At 68.2% G+C, this 18,656-nt stretch carries 19 protein-coding genes and 1 tRNA gene; 7 read left to right on the top strand and 13 right to left on the bottom strand.

The features are described 5' to 3' along the window. Window positions 1-10: 10 nt before the first annotated feature. The 4 genes from M2282_RS05550 to M2282_RS05535 are packed head-to-tail and all read left to right on the top strand — an operon-like array spanning window position 11 to window position 3,205. Window positions 11-1,354: an aromatic ring-hydroxylating dioxygenase subunit alpha gene (locus M2282_RS05550; protein WP_280807788.1), complete on the top strand. Its 1,344-nt coding sequence runs from the start codon at window positions 11-13 to the stop codon at window positions 1,352-1,354. Beyond that, window positions 1,351-1,836: an aromatic-ring-hydroxylating dioxygenase subunit beta gene (locus M2282_RS05545; protein ID WP_280807787.1), complete on the top strand. Its 486-nt coding sequence runs from the start codon at window positions 1,351-1,353 to the stop codon at window positions 1,834-1,836. The genes M2282_RS05550 and M2282_RS05545 overlap by 4 nt, the downstream gene beginning before the upstream one ends. Then, on the top strand, window positions 1,833-2,426 hold the full coding sequence (locus M2282_RS05540; protein WP_280807786.1) for a cysteine hydrolase family protein: 594 nt from the start codon (window positions 1,833-1,835) through the stop codon (window positions 2,424-2,426). Before M2282_RS05545 ends, M2282_RS05540 begins: the two co-directional genes overlap by 4 nt. Then, window positions 2,423-3,205, top strand: coding sequence for an SDR family oxidoreductase (locus M2282_RS05535; protein ID WP_280807785.1), 783 nt, complete (start codon window positions 2,423-2,425; stop codon window positions 3,203-3,205). The genes M2282_RS05540 and M2282_RS05535 overlap by 4 nt, the downstream gene beginning before the upstream one ends. On the opposite strand, the gene M2282_RS05530 is transcribed toward M2282_RS05535, so the two are convergent. Genes M2282_RS05530 through M2282_RS05520 form a run of 3 tightly spaced genes read right to left on the bottom strand, consistent with a single transcriptional unit; the run spans window position 3,202 to window position 6,848 of the window. Then, window positions 3,202-4,272: an MBL fold metallo-hydrolase gene (locus tag M2282_RS05530; RefSeq protein ID WP_280807784.1), complete on the bottom strand. Its 1,071-nt coding sequence runs from the start codon at window positions 4,270-4,272 to the stop codon at window positions 3,202-3,204. The genes M2282_RS05535 and M2282_RS05530 overlap by 4 nt on opposite strands. A gap of 49 nt (window positions 4,273-4,321) precedes the next feature. Continuing rightward, window positions 4,322-5,848, bottom strand: a complete 1,527-nt coding sequence (locus M2282_RS05525; protein ID WP_280807783.1) for an amidase — start codon at window positions 5,846-5,848, stop codon at window positions 4,322-4,324. 16 nt (window positions 5,849-5,864) lie between these two features. After that, window positions 5,865-6,848 (bottom strand): Bug family tripartite tricarboxylate transporter substrate binding protein, encoded by a 984-nt coding sequence (locus M2282_RS05520; protein ID WP_280807782.1) that lies wholly within the window; start codon window positions 6,846-6,848, stop codon window positions 5,865-5,867. A 129-nt stretch (window positions 6,849-6,977) separates the two neighbouring features. Here M2282_RS05520 and M2282_RS05515 point away from each other — a divergent pair, with 129 nt between their 5' ends. After that, a complete protein-coding gene (locus M2282_RS05515) occupies window positions 6,978-7,892 on the top strand; it encodes a LysR family transcriptional regulator (protein ID WP_280807781.1) in 915 nt (304 codons plus the stop codon). Between the two features lie 13 nt (window positions 7,893-7,905). Here the strand turns inward: M2282_RS05515 and M2282_RS05510 are convergent, their stop codons facing one another. Continuing rightward, a complete protein-coding gene (locus M2282_RS05510; RefSeq protein WP_280807780.1) occupies window positions 7,906-8,793 on the bottom strand; it encodes a CsgG/HfaB family protein in 888 nt (295 codons plus the stop codon). 328 nt (window positions 8,794-9,121) lie between these two features. Between M2282_RS05510 and M2282_RS05505 the strand changes: the two genes are divergently transcribed. Next, complete coding sequence (locus M2282_RS05505) at window positions 9,122-9,340, top strand: hypothetical protein (protein WP_280807779.1); 219 nt, start codon at window positions 9,122-9,124, stop codon at window positions 9,338-9,340. Between the two features lie 3 nt (window positions 9,341-9,343). On the opposite strand, the gene M2282_RS05500 is transcribed toward M2282_RS05505, so the two are convergent. From M2282_RS05500 to M2282_RS05465, 8 genes are all read right to left on the bottom strand, one after another. Next, window positions 9,344-9,745, bottom strand: coding sequence for a GreA/GreB family elongation factor (locus M2282_RS05500; RefSeq protein WP_280807778.1), 402 nt, complete (start codon window positions 9,743-9,745; stop codon window positions 9,344-9,346). Between the two features lie 289 nt (window positions 9,746-10,034). Beyond that, on the bottom strand, window positions 10,035-10,682 hold the full coding sequence (locus M2282_RS05495) for a murein hydrolase activator EnvC family protein (RefSeq protein ID WP_280807777.1): 648 nt from the start codon (window positions 10,680-10,682) through the stop codon (window positions 10,035-10,037). Between the two features lie 147 nt (window positions 10,683-10,829). Beyond that, window positions 10,830-10,905, bottom strand: a tRNA-Asn gene (locus tag M2282_RS05490). 83 nt (window positions 10,906-10,988) lie between these two features. Then, window positions 10,989-13,154 carry a TonB-dependent siderophore receptor gene (locus M2282_RS05485; RefSeq protein ID WP_280807776.1) on the bottom strand — a complete coding sequence of 722 codons (2,166 nt, stop codon included), beginning with the start codon at window positions 13,152-13,154 and terminating at the stop codon, window positions 10,989-10,991. 5 nt (window positions 13,155-13,159) lie between these two features. Then, entirely contained in the window at window positions 13,160-14,107 is a 948-nt protein-coding gene (locus tag M2282_RS05480; protein ID WP_280807775.1) for a thiamine phosphate synthase, read from the bottom strand. Continuing rightward, a complete protein-coding gene (locus M2282_RS05475) occupies window positions 14,104-14,916 on the bottom strand; it encodes a thiazole synthase (protein ID WP_280807774.1) in 813 nt (270 codons plus the stop codon). The genes M2282_RS05480 and M2282_RS05475 overlap by 4 nt, the downstream gene beginning before the upstream one ends. 24 nt (window positions 14,917-14,940) lie before the next feature. Beyond that, the gene (thiS, locus tag M2282_RS05470) at window positions 14,941-15,144 is read right to left on the bottom strand and encodes a sulfur carrier protein ThiS (protein ID WP_198784221.1); all 204 of its coding nucleotides are present in this window, start codon (window positions 15,142-15,144) and stop codon (window positions 14,941-14,943) included. Then, window positions 15,141-16,241 carry an FAD-dependent oxidoreductase gene (locus M2282_RS05465; RefSeq protein ID WP_280807773.1) on the bottom strand — a complete coding sequence of 367 codons (1,101 nt, stop codon included), beginning with the start codon at window positions 16,239-16,241 and terminating at the stop codon, window positions 15,141-15,143. The genes thiS and M2282_RS05465 overlap by 4 nt, the downstream gene beginning before the upstream one ends. Window positions 16,242-16,426: 185 nt before the next feature. On the opposite strand from M2282_RS05465, the gene thiD reads away from it, so the two are divergent. Continuing rightward, complete coding sequence (gene thiD, locus M2282_RS05460; protein ID WP_280807772.1) at window positions 16,427-17,305, top strand: bifunctional hydroxymethylpyrimidine kinase/phosphomethylpyrimidine kinase; 879 nt, start codon at window positions 16,427-16,429, stop codon at window positions 17,303-17,305. Here the strand turns inward: thiD and M2282_RS05455 are convergent. After that, window positions 17,250-18,584, bottom strand: a complete 1,335-nt coding sequence (locus M2282_RS05455) for a purine-cytosine permease family protein (RefSeq protein WP_280807771.1) — start codon at window positions 18,582-18,584, stop codon at window positions 17,250-17,252. The genes thiD and M2282_RS05455 overlap by 56 nt on opposite strands. Window positions 18,585-18,656: the final 72 nt, after the last annotated feature.

Here is an 18,656-nt window from a genome sequence, read left to right as displayed (position 1 = left end):
GACCCACCCGATGAATCCCGTGATCCCCATCACCCCCATACCTTTTGCACCCTCGCTCGACATAAAGGGGCTCGTGCAGCCCGACCGCGTGCACAAGCGCGTCTACACCGACCCCGCCATCTTCGAGCTGGAGATGGACCGCGTCTTCGGCCAGGCCTGGCTGTACGTGGGCCACGAGAGCCAGGTGCCCAACGTCGGCGACTACTTCACCACGCGCCTGGGCCGCGAGCCCGTGGTGATGGTGCGCCACACCGACGGCGCGGTGAATGTGCTGTACAACCGCTGCCCGCACAAGGGCGCCAAGATCGTTCCCGACGGCAGCGGCAGCGCCGGCAAGTTCCTGCGGTGCCTCTACCACGGCTGGACCTTCAAGTGCGATGGCAGCCTCCTGTCGGTGCCGCTGCGCAGCGGCTACGAGGACACTGCGCTCGACCTCAAGAGCGGGTCGCACTCGGTGCGCAAGGTGGCGCGCGTGGCCAGCCACCGCGGCTTTGTGTTCGCGAGCCTTTCGGAAGACGGCCCCGAACTCGCCGACTTCCTCGGCGGCGTGGCCACATCGCTCGACAACTTCTGCGACCGCGCCCCCGATGGCGAAGTGGAAGTGGCCGGCGGCGTGCAGCGCGTGATCCAGCGCAACAACTGGAAGATCTTTTTCGAGAACCTGCACGACACGATCCATGCGGTGGCCACGCACGAGTCGTCGTGGCGCGCGGCCAAGGAAGAGTTCGAGGCCATGCCCTCGGGCACGCCCAAGCCCTTCGAGGTGGTGATCGTCGACGGCAACGGCGAGCCGCTGGAGTTCTGGGAGAACCTGGAGCTCAAGGGCTACGACAACGGCCACGGCTTCATGGAAGGCATCTTCGTGCCGCCCACCGACCCGGTGAGCCTGGCCTATGTGGCGGCGCTCGAAGCCAGCCAGGGCGCCGAGCGCGCGGGCGAAATCCTGCGGGTGAACCGGCACAACACCATCGTCTACCCGAGCTGTTCGCCGCACACCTCGTTCCAGCAGATCCGCGTGATCCGGCCTTTGTCAGTGGACCGCACGCTGGTGGAGATCTTCAGCTTCCGGCTGAAGGGCGCGCCCGAGGCGACCTTCCAGCGCACCTTGAAGTACACCAACATCGTCAACTCGCCCTCGTCGAACGTGATGCCCGACGACCTGGAGGCCTACAACCGCGTGCAGGAGGGGCTGGCCTCCGACGGCGGCGAATGGGTCAGCATGCACCGCGCAGCCGGGCGCGACCAGCCGCTGCCGGGCGGGCGGGCCTCCAACGGCAACAGCGAGATGCCATCGCGCAACATGTTCGCGGCCTGGGCCTCGTACATGGGCGCGCCGGCCGGGAGCGCCGAATGAACTTCAACGACTGGCACGAGCAGCAGGCGATCACGCAGTTCCTGCACCACGAGGCGCGCCTCCTGGACGAGCACCGCTGGGACGAATGGCAGCGGCTCTTCACGCCCGAGGGGCTCTACTGGGTGCCGTTGGTGCACGGGCAGGCCGATCACATCAACCACGCCTCGCTGTTCTGCGAAGACGCCTTGCTGCGCTCGATGCGGGCGCGGCGGCTCGAGCAGGCGCGCGCCTATTCGCAGCAGCCGCCCACGCGCACGGTGCATGTGGTGGGCAACATCGGGCTCGAATCACGCGATGAAGAAGGCTGTGTCGTGCGCTCGACCTTCCTGCTCCTCGAATGGCGCAAGACCGAGCAGCGCACTTTCGGCGGCAGTGTGTTGCACACGCTGCGGCGCGAGGGCGGCGAATTTCGCATCCACATGAAGCGCGTCGAGCTCGTCAACTGCGACGCGCCGCACGAAGCCCTGCAGGTGTTCATGTGAAGGCCGCGCTCCTGGCCATGCATTACCAGAACGATGTGCTGCATGTCGATGGCAAGGTGCGCGTGGGCGTGGCGGCCGACGATCCGGCGCGCCCGCGGCTCATCGCCTCGGCCTCGCGCCTGATCGCCGGTGCGCGGGCGAGCGGCGTGCCGGTGATCTTCGTGCGCATCGCCTTCGCGCCCGGATACGCCGATTGCCTGCGCAACTGCACGCTGTTCCGGCGGGTGGCCGAAACGGGTGCGGTGCTCGACGGGGAGTGGGGCGCGGAGTTCTATGAGGAACTCGCGCCGCTGCCGGGCGAGGCCATCGTCACCCACAAGCGCAACAACCCGTTCTGGGCCAGCGGGCTCGAAGATGTGGTGCGCAGCACCGGGGCATCGCGGCTCTATGTGGCTGGCATTGCGACCAACCACGTGGTCGAGCATGGCGCGCGCCACGCGAGCGACCTGGGTTACGAGGTGGCGGTCGTCGCCGATGCCTGCAACACTGCGCTGGCGCATCTGCATGCGGCGAGCCTGGGAACATTGGCGATGCTCGCGGACGTGATGAGCGTCGAGGAAGCGGTCGCACAAATGAAGGCCATGCCATGAACTTCGAAGGAAAAGTCGCCATCGTCACCGGCGCGGCGGCCATGCTCGGCAGCGCCATCGTCCGTGCTTTCGTGAAAGCCGGTGTGCAGGTGCTGGCGGTGGACATCGATGCCGCACGCGGCGAGGCGTTGGCCGTCGAGCTGGGTTCGCGCTGCCGCTTCATTGCGTGCGACATCGCCTCCGATGCGGCACTCGATGCGCTGGTGGCCGATGCGCTCGCCAGCGAGAGGCGCATCGACTTCCTCATCAACAACGCGGTGGTGTACGGCGACAACGGACTGGAAGCTTCGCGCGGCGAATGGCTGCATGCGCTCGACGTCAACCTGGTCTCCGGTGCGCTGCTGGTGCAAAAGACCGCCGATGCCCTGGCGGCGCAGGGCGGGGCGGTCGTGAACATGGGCAGTGTCGGCGGCAAGTTCGGCACGGCGAATCGGGCGCTCTATCCGGCGGCCAAGGCGGCCATCCTTCAGCTGACGCGCAACCAGGCCGCAAGCCTGGCGCACAGGCGCGTGCGTGTGAACTCGGTGTCGCCGGGCTGGACCTGGTCGGATGCGCTCTCGCGCATGTCGGGCGGCGACCGTGCGCATGCGGACCGCATGGCCGCGCCGATGCATCCGCTGGGCCGTGCGGGCGACGGCGACGACGTGGCGCAGGTGGTGCTGTTCCTGTGCTCGGACGCGGCGCGTTTCGTGACCGGCGCAGACATTCCGGTCGACGGCGGGTTCTCGATGCTGGGCCCCGACCAGGGGCGCTCAGCGCGGGACTGGTTCGGCGGTTAGCCGGCGAGCCGATACCAGCCGATGCCGTCGTCGGCGATGTCGCAGACGACTTCGCCGCGGTGCAACAGGTAGTTGAGGCAGGCGAGGCTCTCACCCGTCGCCATGCCCAGCAGCTGCACGTCGGACTCGGCGATGCTGCGCGCGAACAGGCTCGCGAACACATCGACCGCGCGCCTGGGCGTCTTCAAGGTGTTGCGCAACCGGTCGAGCGAGCGCTCCTGGCCCGTCTGCAACCGGTCGATGCGCGCATGCAGGCCGCGGAAGCACTCGTTGTGCGAGGGCAGCACCAGCACGTCGTCGGGCACTTCGCGTTTGAGCTTGGCCAGCGACGCGAGCCAGTCGGCCATCGGATCGGCGTCGGGTTCGATGGGCGACACCGAAACGTTCGACGAGATGCGCGGCAGGATCTGGTCGCCCGAGATCAGCACCTTCAGGTCGGGGCAGTACAGGCACGCATGCTCGGGCGAATGGCCGTTGCCGGTGACGATGCGCCAGTCGTGCGCGCCGATGCGCAGCACCTCGCCGTCGCGAAGCCGCCGGAAGCTGTCGGGCAGCGGATGGATGTGCTTGCCGAAATTGCCGAAGCGCGTGCGATAGGTCTCGATGGCGGCATCGCTCCAGCCGGCGCGCCGGTAGAAGGCGATGGCGTCGTCGGGTGCTTCGCGTCCGGTGTCGGACACCATCACGCGGCACATGAGGTATTCGGAGCGGGTCATCCACAGCCGCACGCCGAACTTGCGAGTGAGCCAGCCGGCCATGCCGACGTGGTCGGGGTGCATGTGCGTCACGAAGACGCGGGTGAGGCCGCGCGTGTCCGGCGAATTGGCGAAGAGCTCGCGCCAGACGGCGACCGTTTCCTCAGTGCGCACGCCGGTGTCCACCACGGCCCAGCCGGCGCCGTCGTCCAGCGCCCACAGGTTGATGTGGTCGAGCGAATAGGGCAGCGGCATGCGGATCCAGTGCACGCCCGTGGCGACCTCGATCGACTTGCCGCGTGGCGGCAACTCCGCAAAGGGGTAGATGAGCTTGCCCTTCGCCGCGTCCGCTGTTTCTTCCAGACCATCCATCGTGTTCACCTCCAGAGGGAGGTCGATTGTGGCCGTTCCGCCGATGGTGTCAGACGGCCGCGACGATGGCTGCTTCGCGCGCGCCGCCGGACAGCACCGGTGGCGTCCGGACGATCGAGGTGAGCGAAGGTTCGGCCGGGCGCAGCAAAGACAGGTCGGGCCGCGGGCGGCGCAGCTGCACGTCGCGGGCGAACGCCATTTCCATGGCATGCGCCGCGCCCAGCACCTGGTGGTCGGCCCGGAAGCCGCCCACGACCTGCAGGCCGAACGGCATGCCCGCGTGATCGACGCCGCAGGGCAGCGAGATCGCCGGATGCGTGGTCAGCGTGACCACATAGGTCAGCGCGAGCCAGCGGTAGTAGTTGGCCTGTTTCTCGCCGTTGATGATGTCGGCGTAGGGCTGGGTCCATGGGAAGGGCGACACCGGCGTGGTCGGCGAGAGCACCAGGTCGTAGTCGGCGAAGGTGGACTGGAAGCGCTTGATGAGGCGCGTCTGCTCGGCCTGCGCCCAGGCGCTGTCCAGCAGGCTCATGCGCGCGCCCATCTCGTAGTTCGCGCGCGGGTTCGGGCCCAGGCTGTCCGGGTCGCGCTCGTAGGCGGCGTGCATGCCGGCCACGAACGCCTCGGCGCGCAGCACATCGAAGCAGCGGTGTGCATCGCCCAGGTCGAAGCTCACTTCGTCGCAGCGCTGGAACAGGTGCCGCATCGGAGCGATCTTGCGGCGCATGGTGGCGCGGATGCTGTCGTTCACCGCGCAGGTGCCGAAGTCTTCGGTCCATGCAATGCGAAGCCGGCTGAGATCGACATCCAGCGGCTTGAGAAAGGAGAGCGGGTCCAGCGGATAGCTCAGCGGATCGCCGGCGCTCATGCCGGCCGATGCCGCGAGCTGCAGGCAGGCGTCTTCCACCGTGCGGCCCATCGGACCGACCACCGAGATCGGCGTCCAGCCCAGCGGCTTTCGCACGCTCGGCACGATGCCCGGCGAGGGCCGGAAGCCCACCACGCCGCACTTGGCCGCTGGAATGCGCAGCGATCCGCCGGTGTCGGAGCCGGTGCACACGGGCAGCATGTCGCACGCGAGGGCCGCGGCCGATCCGCCCGAGGAGCCGCCCGCGTTCAGGTTCGGATTGAAGGGGTTGCCGGTGGCGCCCCAGACCTCGTTGCGCGAGTTGGCGCCCGCGCCCATCTCGGGCACGTTGGTCTTGCCGGCCACGATGGCGCCGGCCTTGCGAAGACGGGCGACGAGTTCGATGTCTTCCTGCGGCACGTGGTCGCGGTAGATCGGCGAACCCCAGGTGGTGAGCAGGCCTTCGGTCGGCTCCAGGTCCTTCACGCCCAGCGGGAGGCCGTGCAGCAGTCCCAGCGGCTCTCCCTGCATCACGGCTTTTTCCGCGGCCGCGGCTTCGGTCCGCGCGCGGTCGAAGCAGGTCGCGGTCACCGCGTTGACGAAGGGGTTCACCTGCGCGATGCGCGCGATGCAGGCCTCGAGCAGTTCGACCGGCGAGATCGCCTTGCTGCCGATCAGGCGGCGCAGTTCGACCGCGGAGTGTTCGACGAGTTCGGTGGGTGTGGACATTGCAATGGTCGATGGATCAGTCGGCGGTGATGTTCGCGCGGGCGGCGACGGCCCGCATCACAGGCAGTTCCCGGTTGATCAGCTCGCTGGCCGCAGCGGCATTGCTGTAGACCGGCTCCAGCCCCTGGGCGCTCAGCTTGGCCCGAGTGTCCGGATCGGTCATCGTTGCGGCCAGCGCTTTCCCGAGGCGGGTTTTCGCTTCCGGCGGCAGGCCTTTCGGCGCCGCGAGGATCAGCCAGGAGTCCATGTCGATGTCGGGATAGCCGCTCTCGGCCAGGCTGGGGACATCGGGCAGGAGGCTGGACCGCTTGGCCGTCGTCACCGCAATGGCCCGGATCTTGCCGCTCTTGAGTTGCGGGATGGCGGCGCTCACCGTGTCGACGCTGAACGCGACCTGCCCGCCCATGAGGTCCGTCATGGCCGGTGCGCTGCCCTTGTAGGGCACGTGCGTCATCTTCAGGCCGGCCGCATGCAGGATGGTCTCGCCGGCGAAATGCGAGGTGGTGCCGGTGCCGTAGGAGGCGTAGGAATACTTGCCCGGCGATGCCTTCACGTAGTCCACGAACTGCTTGACGGTCTTCACCGGCACCTCGCTGTTGGCCAGGAGGATGAGTGCGAGCCGCCCGGCAATGCCGATGGGCTCGAAGCCCTTGACCGGGTCGTACGGCAGGTTGGGGCGGATGGCGGGGTTCACGGTGAAGGTGGTGCCCGAGCTCACGAGCAGCGTGTAGCCGTCCGGTGCCGCCTTGGAAACATAGCTCGCACCGATGATCGTTCCCGCTCCGGCGCGGTTCTCTATGACCACGGGCTGGCCCAGTTCCTTGCTCAGCCGCTGGCCGAGGATCCGGCCATTCACGTCCGTCGCGCCCCCCGGTGGAAACGGGATCACGAGGGTGACCGGCCGCGACGGGAAGCCGGGCTCGGCCGCTGTGGCGGCCAGCGAGGCAAGACCGAGGCAGGAGGCCAGCGCGATGCCGGCCAGTGCGGGAAGGCTTTTCATGAATGGGCTCCTGTGAAATCCCATCGTAGGAGCCGGCTTGGGCTGCCACAAGCGCAATGTTTAGAATTGTGCGTTGCCAAATCGGCAATCGACGCGGCCCATCGGTCGCGGTGCGACCCGGAGATACCCATGCGACTTCACTCACTGCAGGAGACGGCGGTCCGGTACTTTCTCGAGGTCGTGAAAAGCGGCTCGGTGAAGGAGGCGGCGCTCAGGCTCAACGTGGCGCCCTCGGCCGTGAGCCGGCAGGTCGCGCGCCTGGAGCGCGAACTCGACACGCTGCTGTTCGACCGCCATGCGCGCGGCATGGTGCCCAACGCCGCCGGTGAACTGCTGGCCGCGCATGCCAAGCGGACGCAGCAGGACATCGAACGGGTGGCGAGCGACATCGCCGGCCTGCGCGGCCTGCGCAGCGGCTATGTGCGGGTGGTGAGCACCGAGGGTTTCGCCTTCGACTTCCTGCCGACGCTGATCTCGCGCTTTCGCGAGAAGTACGAAGGCATCCGCTTTCACCTGGAGGTCAGCACGCCGACCGAGATTCCGCGCCGCATACGCGACGGTGAAGCGGATATCGGCATGACGCTGAGCGCGCTGCCCGAGCCCGGCATCCAGGTCGAGTTGCGGCATCCCAGCCCCATCCTGGCGGTGATGGCCGAGGGCCATCCGCTGGCGGCGCAGCGGCAGTTGTCGTTGCGCCAGGTGGTGGGCTATCCGCTGGGCCTGCCGCTGGAGGGCAGCTCGATCCGGCAACTGCTCGACATCGGCTGCGGCCGGCAGGGGCTGCAGTATGTGCAGGCCATGTCCAGCAACCATGCGAATGCGCTGGTGAGCTTTGCGGCAGCGGGCGGCGGCAGCATCGCCTTCTATGGAGCGCTGTCGATCCGCACGCTGCTCAAGACCCGGGCGCTGGTCGCGATTCCCCTGAAGGACAGGGAGATGAACGAGCGCTACCTCGAGGTCGAGACGCTGGCCGGCCGGTCGTTGCCCGAGGCGGGAAAGGCGTTCGTGCGCTTCCTGACGGAGGCGATCGAAGAAGCCGGCTGAGCGGCCTGTGCGCTTATTGCTTGCGGCGGTTGCGGGCGGCCGGCGCCGAGGTTTGCGAGGGCGCCGCGCCGCCGTCCACGCCGAGCCGGCCGCCACCGCCAAGACCCTGGCCGCGCACCGTCTGCGCCTTGTAGTTGCGCAGCGACCGGACCATCTGGTTGAAGGCGTCCATAAAGGCGGCGGCAATCACCTTGCCTTGCGGCGTGCGGGTGTAGCCACCCACGCCGCCCGCGGCCGAGAGGCCGCCCAGGCCGGCAAAGCCCGCGAAGTCGGTCTTCGACGCGCTGCCTTCGGAAGCAGCGACCTGCACGCCCGAGCGGTTGTCGATGAGGGTCAGCAACGCGCTGGCTTCCTTGGTCTGCAGGCTGGCGCCGATGTTGGCGATGGCGCGGCCGCGGCCGCCACCCACCAGGCCGCCGAGCGCGCCGCCGAGGCCGCCGGCATCGCTGTTGCTGAACACGATCTCGGGCGACAGGCCGTAGTCGGAAGCGACCATCTGGCCGCGGCCGAAGTTGCTGCCGCCGCGCATTTCGCCCGACTGCATGAGGGCGCGCTCGCGCGTCATTGCGTTCATGCCGGCCGCGCCGCGCTCGACCACCACGAAGCAGTTCGATTGCTGTACCAGGAGGCGCAGCAGGTTGGCGGTGGGCGGGAGCTTGTATTCGCCGGTGAGGATGGTGTACCAGCCGGCATTGACGTTCTCGATGAGGGAGACGGTGCCCAGTGGCGAGTCGCAACGCTCGAGCGCGCTGCTTTCACCGGAGGTGGCCGAGCCGGCGGCGCTGCCGGTGGCCACGGTCTTGGCCGACTGGCTGCCCATCTGCATGTCGGTGGTCGCGCAGCCGGAGAGAACCAGCGCGCCGGCAAGCGCGCTTGCGAGAGAAAGTTTGGAAAAAGCCATGTCCGGATCAACAGGTAAAAAATGAAGAGGGCGCCCCAGTGGGAGGCGCCACCCATCGGATACCGAAGTGGACCGCATGGCCTGTATGACCTCCCCCGATGCATCGCGCCGCCAGCGAACGCGCGACGATAAGACCCGGAGCGCCGGCATGCCAGTGCCGAAAGTCATGGCGCATGCGTCGTGGGTGCGCGGCGAAGCGGGCGGGATTATCACGCGAGGGCGTGTCTGCCCGCGGGCGTCGGCAAGGCGCCCCGGCACGCGCAGGGAGATGGCCTTGCGGGGCCGGGCGCGGACGTTACAGTCGGGCCTTCAACACGAGGAGTTTCAGATGGCAACCACCAAGAAGAATGTCGTTGGCGAAGCAGCTGCGGAACTGACCCGCCAGCAGGTCGCGCAGGCGCTGGCCATTGCCGGCGCGTCGAACTTCAGCGGCGCTTCCGATCCGTCTTTCGTCGGCTCCATCCTGGTGGCCCTGGCCGTCAACACCAATTCCGTCAGCGCGACCATCGACAACGCGAAGAGCCGCACCAGCGTCCTGCAGCACTGACCTTCAGGTCGTGTAGTCGCCGCTGGCTTCGGGCTGGAAGCGCACCGCGACCACGCGCGCATTGTTCTCTTCGCCGCCCGGCGTGTGCCAACGCGCCGTGGCACCCGCCTTCAGGCCGAGCAGGCCGATGCCGACGGGCGACAGCACCGAGATGAAGCCGGCGCTAGGCTCCGCATCGCCCGGATAGCAGACCACCAGCGTCTGTCGATGCCGGGTGCACAGGTCTTCGATTTCCGTCTGCGCGTACATCGTGACGATGTCCGCGGGCACATCGCGCGACGGAAGAACGTCCGCGATGTCGAGAAGATCGGCGAGTGCCGGGGGCGGGTGACTGCCCGTCAATTTCTGAAGACGGACGAAGTCGAGTTCGGTGAGCGTGCGCTCTCCGTGAATCGTTGCAAGCATGAATGAAGCACTCCAATCGAACGCGCGGGTGCGGTGCCCGGCGGTCTATGGTTTGCGCATCAAGGAAAGTAGCGGACCACCGGGCTCAGGAAAGTGCGCAGGTGCGTCGGAACACCACCGGGCTCGCCGCAACTTCATTCCTGCGACGGCCGCGCGCTGCCGAAGGCAGGGCTGCGCATGCAGGATGTGGGCCGAACGCGGGTGAGGGAACCATTCGATCGAGTGTAGGGAGGCGGGCAGGCCCGTCAAGCAATGGCCTCACGTGCCTTGCCGATAAGCCGGCAGGGCCTCAGTCGGCCATGAGGTACGGAACGGGGTCGACCGCATTGCCGTTCCTGCGCAGCTCGAAGTGCAGCTTGACGCGATCGGCTTCGGTGCGGCCCATGTGGGCAATCACCTGTCCCCGCTTCACGGACTGCCCCTCCTTCACCAGCAGCTTGCTGTTGTGCGCATAGGCGGTCACGAAGACTGCGTCGTGCTTGATCATCACGAGTTGCCCGTAGCCACGCGGACCCACGGCCGAATAGACCACCTTGCCGTCGCGCGCGGCAATGACGGGATCGCCTTCCGATCCTGCGAAGTCGATGCCCTTGCTGTTGCGGCCGTCGAAGCGCTGGATGACGGTGCCTTTCGACGGGCGCAGGAAATTCCGCTCCGCCCTGGCCACCGGCGCGGACGGCGTGGCCGGCGACGGTTCGCTGCTTCGCGGGCGGCGCTCCGGTGCCGGGCGCGAAGACTCGTTGCGTGCGGCCGCGGACGGCTTGGTGCTGGCTGCTTTCTTCGGCGGCGCGGGTGCGGGCGCCGGCTTGGTGGCGCAGCCGATGAGCAGGATGCTCAGTGCGCCGGAGGCGAGTGCCAGTGCTATCCGATGCGGGACGAGCGGGCGGGGGAAGGGGAAGTCGGGAAGTCCGGGTTGGGCTTGCGGCTTGAAATGCATGGTCGGGACTGTATTGGAATCCGCTGGCCTGTCGATGACGCAGCAACTTCGAGGCCGTGCGGCTGCCGTCGAAAACAAGGCACCGGAAATGAAAATGCCCCGCTACCTTTTGAGTAGCGGGGCATCCAGTTGCCTTGCGGCTTATAGTGGCTCCTCGACCTGGGCTCGAACCAGGGACCTACGGATTAACAGTCCGGCGCTCTACCAACTGAGCTATCGAGGAACAAGCCTCAAATTATAGCGTGGTTTTTTTGGCCTTCTCAAGCCTCCGAAACTTTTGCGCAAAAAAGTTTCGCTCGCGCATCTTCACAGCGCGACGCTCAGGCCCAGACGCAGCGTGCGAGGCGCGCCGGGGAACAGATAAACATGGCCGAACTGATAGGGCGATTCCTTCCAGTAGCGGCGGTCGAACAGGTTGTCGATGGCCAGCGTCCAGCTCGCGTTCACGCCGCGCATCTTCGTGTCGTAGCGCAGCACCGCATCGACGCGCGTCCACGAGGGCAGCGTGATCGAGCCGTCGGCCAGGACGTTGCGCCGCCCCTCGTGCGACAACTGGCCTGCCACTTCGAGGCCCGGCACCGATGCCACGCGGTACGCCGCCTGCGCGCGCACCACCTGCTTGGGCACGTTGGTCGGCCACTTTCCGTTGCTCGCGGGTTCGGCGATGCTGCCGCGGCGCTTGGCATCCATCAGCGTCATGCTGCCGCCGATGCGCCAGGGGCCTTGAATCCACTGCGCGCCGGCTTCGAGGCCTCGGTGCACGGCGCGGCCGTCGTACTTCGCTTCGCACGGCGTGGTGCCCAGCCGGTTGCACGCATCGAGGTTGGTCATGGGCCGCGAGATGTCGAACCACGCAAGCTGCCAGTTGAACGCGTCGTCGTCGCCCTTGATGCCCAGCTCCCATTGGCGCGAACTCAGCGCGGGCAGCGCCTCGCCGGCGTTGCTGTACTGCGAGCTCTTGTTCGGCACGACCTGCGATTCGACGCCCTTGCCCCAGCTCGCGTACGCGAGCAGCCCGGGCTGGATGGCGTAGCTGGCCGCGATCCACGGCGTAGTGATGCCGTCCTTGTAGCCGGTGGGACGCGAGCCGTCGGTGCGAACGCTGCTGCGGTCCAGTCGCGTGTGGCGTACGCCGACCCATGTCGTGAAGCGGTCGTTCCAGCGGATCGCGTCCTGCACCGACAGTTCGGTCGAGCGCTCGTCGCGGTTCGTGTTGACGTCGGTGAGCGTCGGGTCGGCCGGCACCACGGCGGTCGCCCAGATGTTGCCTGTGCCGACGTAGTTGTAGGCCTGGTCCTGGAAGCGGTTGCGCACGCGGCTTTGCAAGAGGCCAAAGCCCAGCTCGTGGCGCACGCTGCCGGTCATCACGTTGCCCTTCAGGTTCAGGCTGCCCGCGGTCTGCGTGCGGCGCTCGTTCTCGCTGCGAAAATCGTAGACGTCGAAGGTGCCGTCGGAGCAGTAGCGGTCGTAGTTGCCCTCGGCGCCACAGCCGAAGGCGTAGGCCAGGCGGTCGTCGGTCTTCAGGCGTTGCTGGCCGATCTGCGCGCTCCAGCGCCAGTCGGCGTTCAGCGCCTGGCTGAAGCGCACCGTGCCCGTGAGCGCCTTGAACACCGAGGGCTGCGACCACGGCTGGTTGTTCAGGTTGATGCGCGGATCGACCGGCGCGGGCAGCACGCTGCCGAGCAGGCTGTAGCCGTTCTGGCTCGGCTGCGTCTTGCGGCTTTGCTCGACCTCGAACTCCAGCACCGAGTCGCGCGTGATGCGCCAGTCGGCCGCGAGCGAGAACATGTTGCGGTTGCCGTCCAGGTTGTGCGTGAGCGGCTTCAGGTTTTCGCTCGCCACGTTGAGCCGGTAGCCGAACTGGCGGTTCTCGCCGAAGCGGCCGCCCAGGTCGAGCGCGCCGAGCACGCTGCCGCGGCTGGTGGTCTCGACGCGCACCGTGCGCAGGTCCTGCTCGGTAGGGCGCTTGACGACATAGTTGACGAGCCCGCCCGGCGCACTGGTGCCGGCCTGGATGCCGCTGGTGCCGCGCAGGATCTCGACGCGCTCCTTGTTGTCCAGCGGGATCGATGTCTCGGCGCTGATCGGCAGGCCTTCGCGCCGGTAGTTGAAGCGGTTGTCGAGCACGAAGCCGCGCACGGTCAGGTAGTCCCAGTAGCCGGCGGCGTTGTAGGCATCGGTCACCGAAGAATCGAACTGCGTGAGGTCGGCGAGCCGGCGCGCGCCGCTGGCATTCAGCTGTTTGCTGTCGATCACGGTGGCCGAGAGCGGCAGCTCGCGCAGGGGCACATCGCCGAAGCCGCTGACGTCGGCCTGCGACGCGGCCGCGCCTTCGTTGACGGTGACTTCGGGCAGTGCGGCCTGTTGCGCGTGCGCACCGCAGGCAGTGGCCAGAAGCGCGGCGGCGATCGCGCACGAAACCGGCGAGAGCGGCCAGGCGGAAGAATTCGAGGAGCGTGGTGGTCGGTTCATTGGGTTCAGTTGCCGGTGGTTGCGGTGGTGGCGGCGCCCAGGGCCTCCATCCATTGCGCGGCCGTGGCCTCGGGATCATTGGCTGTGACCAGTGCGCGCACCACGGCGACGGAGCCGACGCCTGTGGCCAGCACCTCGGGCAGGCGCACGGCGTCGATGCCGCCGATGCCCACCTGGGGATAGCCGCGCAAGAGGCGCGCATAGGCCGCGAGCCGGGCCACGCCTTGCGGCGCGGTCGCCATCTTCTTGAGCGTGGTCGGGTAGACCGCGCCCATCGCGATGTAGCTCGGACTCACCGCATCGGCGCGCACCATCTCGGCATAGCCATGGGTGCTGACGCCCAGCCGCAGGCCGGAGGCGCGCAGTTGCTGCAGCTCGTCCGGCGTCAAGGCGTCGAGGTCTTCCTGGCCAAGATGAATGCCATAGGCGCCCGCGGCGATGGCGGCTTGCCAGTGGTCGTTGATGAAGAGCAGGGCGCCGGTGCCTTGCACGGCTTCGACGGCCGCCTGCACTTCGCGCGCGATGGCATCTGCATCCTCCGACTTGAAGCGGAGCTGCACCGTCGGCACGCCGGCGCGCGCCATGCGGCCGACCCATCGCGCATCGGGCAGCACTGCATAGAGGCCGAGCCGCTCAGGGCAGGCCGGAAAGGCGTCGTCGCGCGATGCGGGCGGAAACGGCCGCATGCCGAAGTCGGCGGGGGTGTCGGGCCATTGCGCGGCATCGAAGTGGCCGATGCGTTCGGTCTGCGCATGCCAGGCGAGGGCGAGGCATTCGGCATCGATCTCGATGAAGCCGAGCGCCGCGCAGGCCTGCTTGGCACCGCGGTAGACCGCCTCGTCCGAAGAGAAAGGCGTGGCCCCCACCGGCGATGCGGTGATGGCGCCGAATCGCAACCCGTGGGCCGCGACGATGGCGTGGGCGATGGAGCGTGCGTCAGTCATCGTGCTCATGCCGTGTGATGCCAGAAGGGCGTGCCCAGCACCGGTGTGCTGGGTTGCGCGGCGTCTTGCGCGGCCATGGCGCCGGCGCGATGCGCGGTGCGGCCGGCCTGCACCGCATCGGCAAAGGCACCGGCCATCGCGACCGGGTCCTGCGCGAGCGCCACGGCGGTATTGAGCAGCACGCCGTCGTAACCCCACTCCATCACCTGGCAGGCGTGCGATGGCAGGCCGAGGCCCGCATCGACCAGCATCGGCACCTCGAGCCGCTCGCGCAGCAGCTGCAGCGCATACGGATTCACCGGCCCGCGCCCGCTGCCGATGGGTGCGGCCCACGGCATGACGGCCTGGCAGCCCACGTCGACCAGCCGCTGGCACACCACCAAGTCTTCGGTGCAGTAGGGCAGCACCTTGAAGCCGTCGCGGATCAGCTGCGAGGCGGCATCGACGAGGTTCAGCGTGTCGGGCTGCAGCGTGTAGTCGTCGCCGATGAGTTCCAGCTTGATCCAGGGCGTGTCGAACAGCTCGCGCGCCATCTGTGCGGTGGCGATCACCTCCTGCACGCTGTGGCAGCCGGCCGTGTTGGGCAGCACGGGCACCGCCAGCTTGCGAAGCAGCGCCCAGAAGCCGTTGCTCGTGTCGTTGCCGCCCGAGCCCTGGTTCGCGGTCTGGCGGCGCAGCGATGCGGTGAGCATCGCGGGCTTCGCGCGCTTCACGGCCGCTTCGAGCAGGTCGGGCGAGGGGTAGCGCGCGGTGCCGAGCAGCAGGCGGCTCTGGAAGGTTTCTCCGTAGAGAACCAGCGGGTCGTTCGGGGTGGTCATGGGTGTGGTCTCCATCTTTGTTGTTCAGCCGCCCGTCACTGGGCGGATCACTTCGATGCGGTCGTCGGGCTGCAGCGTGCGCGCGGCGTAGGCCGAGCGCGGCACGAATTCGCGGTTCACCGCCACCGCGAAGGGCGGCACGGCTTCCAGCGCGGCGAGCGCGTCGGTGAGTGCGGCGCCGTCGGGCAGCGTGTAGGGCTTGTCGTTGATCAGGATGTTCATCGTCATGCGTCGTCGGATGTGGTGGTGGCCATGCCGAAGCCCTGCGCGAGTGCCGAGCGCCCGTGCACGAGCAGCTCCATTGCCGTATCGAGCAGCGCCGGTGCGATCATGAATCCGTGCCGGTAGAGCCCGTTGATCTGCAGCACGCGCGCCTGTGGCTGGCGGATGGCGGGCAGGTTGTCTGGCAGCGTGGGGCGGCACTGCGTGGCGATCTCGACGATGCGCGCTTCGGCAAAACCGCTGTGCACCGCATAGGCCGCGCTCAGCAGTTCCAGCGTGGAGCGCACGCTGGCGGGCGACATGTCATCGGATTCGATCTCGGTCGCACCGATCACGAACAGGTGGTCGGGCTTCGGCGCGATGTAGAGCGGATAGCGCGGATGCACCAGCCGCGTCGGCCGCTGCAGCGCGACCTCGGGCGCATGCACGCGGATCACCTCGCCGCGCACGCCGCGCAATGCGCGCCATTGCGGACGGGCGCCGAGGCCGCGGCAGTCGATCACCCAGTCGGGCTGGCCGGGGGCGCCGGGAGAGAAGTCCTCAGGCACATGCGGCGATTGCCAGTGCAGCGTGACGTTGGCGCTGGCCTGCAGCGTCGCGAGCAGCGAGGCGAGCAGCGCGCGGTTGTCGAGCTGGCCTTCACCCGGAAGGAACAGGCCCTTGGCAAAGCGCTGGCCGAGCGACGGCTCCAGCGCGGCGATGTCGGCGCCGGCCAGCGTCTGCATCGGCGCCAGCTCGGGCACCTGCGTGCCGGTGTGGGCGAGCACGCGTTCGAGCCGCGCGGCCTCGGCGGCGTCCTGCCGGTGCCACAGCACCAGCGTGCCTTCGCGCTGGAAGAACACGGGCTTTGCCAGTGGCGCGAGCAGTTCGGGCCAGCGCGACAACCCGTAGTGCCCCATGCGCACGACCGACACCGGCGCCACCGCCGATTCGGCCAACGGTGCGAGCATTGCCGCCGCAACGCGGGCCGCCGCGCCTTCGGCTTCGGGGCTGCCGGCTTCGTACAGCGCGACCTTGCAACCTGCCTGTGCGAGCGTGACCGCCATCAGGCGGCCCATGAGGCCGGCACCGATGATCGCGGCCGATTGAAAGGGCACGCTCATGGTCTTGCTCTGCGGTTGTTGCCCCCTCTCCCCATGGGGAGAGGGCTGGGGTGAGGGCCAGCGGCGATAGCAAAGGCCGCGTGCTTGCAAAGGCCCATGCCCTCACCCCGACCCTCTCCCCGAGGGGAGAGGGAGCAAAGCAGCCATGGCGCGAGACCTGGCGCACCTCGCCGATAATTTTCCGCATGACCCAAGCACCTTCTCCCGCGTCGCAAGCGTCCCCGCCCCAGCCCCTGCGTTACGCACGCGTGCTCTCCATCGCAGGCTCCGACAGCGGCGGCGGTGCCGGCATCCAGGCCGATCTCAAGACCTTCGCGGCCCTCGGCTGTTACGGCATGACGGCCATCACCGCGCTCACCGCGCAGAACACGCTCGGCGTCTCGGGCATCCATGGTGTGCCGCCGGCTTTTCTCAAGGCGCAGATCCAGGCGGTGGTGGAAGACATCGGCGTCGACGCCGTCAAGCTCGGCATGCTGCATGCGCCCGAAGTGGTCGAAGTCGTCGCATGGGCCATCGACCACTACCGGCTGCCAAACGTGGTGCTCGATCCGGTGATGGTCGCCACAAGCGGCGATCGCCTGATCGCCTCGGAAACCGTGCAGGTGCTGGTGCGCGAACTGTTCCCGCGCGCCGTGGTGGTCACGCCCAATCTCGATGAAGCGGCCTTGCTGATCGGGCACGCCATCGACGGCATCGACGCGCTCGATGGCGCGGCCGACGAGCTGCTGGCGCTCGGTGCCAAGGCAGTGCTGCTCAAGGGCGGCCACCTGCCAGGCAACGAAGTGGTCGACGTGCTGCTGCAGGCGGGCGGCACGCGCAAGCGCCTGGCTTCGCAGCGCATCGCGAGCCGCAACCTGCATGGCACCGGCTGCACGCTGTCGTCCGCGATTGCTGCGCACCTGGCGTTGGGGCTGACGTTGCCCGAGGCCGTCGAACGAGCGCGCGCCTACATCCTCGGCGCAATGGCCGCCGGTGCGGACGTGCAGGTCGGTTCGGGCCACGGTCCGCTCAACCACGGCTTTGCGCCAGTGCCGATGCACCGGCTGCCCGCGACGGCCGGCTGATCCACGCCAGCACGAAGGTCGCCGCCAGCGTCGGCAGCGCCGAGCCGAACTGCGGCGCCCATTTGGCGAGCGCGTGATACGCGGCGATGCCTGCGATCCAGATCAGCGCCGCAGCCCAGTCGATCTGGCGCGTGCTGGTGGGCATGGCTGCCTGGCCGCTGCCGAGCCGACCGAGGATCACGCCGTAGAGCGGCACGAACACCGAACTCAACAGCAGCAGGAAGGGCTCCAGCGTGTGCATTGGCAGCACCAGCGCGAGCGCGATGCACAGCGCGGCCAGCAGCAGGCCCCAGCTCTTCACGCTCCAGCGCGGCAGCAGGCTGTGCGTGGAGACAGAACCCGAATAGACATCGCCATACGCGTTGTCGAGCTCGTCGATGAGGATCAGGCCCAGCGCCACCAGCCCGCCCTGCGCGAGCAGCAGCGCAGTGACCAGGCCCGTGCCCGGCTCGGCCACGCTCACCACCATCACGCCGAGCGCATAGCACCAGATGTTCGCGAGCGCGTAGCCGATCCACGTGCCGCTGAACGCGCTGCCCAATCCACCCGCGCTGCGCTTGCCATGGCGCGCGTAGTCGGCCACCAGTGGCAGCCACGACACCGGCATCGCGATCACGAGGTCGAGCGCGCCGAACATGCCCATGCTGCCGTCGCCGGGGCGTGCCCAGAAGGCGTCCAGGCCCTTGGCTTGAAGGCGCGTCGCGAACTGCCAGGTCAGCCAGAGCAGCGAGATCACCACCAGCGGCAGCCCGAAGCGGCTCACGAATCGCCGCACCAGCTTGACCATCGACCCCGCGAGCAGCGCCAGCAGCACCGCGCCCCAGAGCAGCGTGGTCAGCACGCCGCCCCAGAAGCTGCCCAGCGATGCGCCGAAAGCGACTTGGCCGATGGCCTGTGTGCCTTCCCGCATGATCACCAGCTCGAAGGTGGTCCAGCCCACCAGCTGCACGATGTTGAGCAGCACCGGCAGCCGCGCGAAGGCGCTGCCGTAGGTGGCGTGCATGAGGCCGGCGCTTGCGAGGCCGGTTTCACAGCCCAGCCGCGCGGTCCAGGCCAGAAGGCCGGCGCCGATGACCGAGCCCAGCGCAATGGCCAGCGCCGCATCGCGCGTGCCCACGGCCGGCACCAGGTACGCGCCGATCTGCATCACCAGCAGTCCGACGCCCAGGCTGAACCACAGCGAGGCGTGGTCGTGCCAGCCGAACACGCGGCGGGACGCGGGCAAGGGCGTCAGCGCCTCGTTGCCGGAAGAGGATTCGTCTTTGTTGTCGTGTGCCATCCGTTTGCTCCAGTGCAAAAGGTTTGGCAGGTGGGCGAGGCTCCAGCGGCACGGCCGTCACGCGAGACAACG

This window comes from Variovorax boronicumulans (genome assembly GCF_029892485.1).
GTDB lineage: Bacteria > Pseudomonadota > Gammaproteobacteria > Burkholderiales > Burkholderiaceae_C > Variovorax > Variovorax boronicumulans_B.
This window is presented reverse-complemented; position numbering and strand designations above follow the sequence as displayed.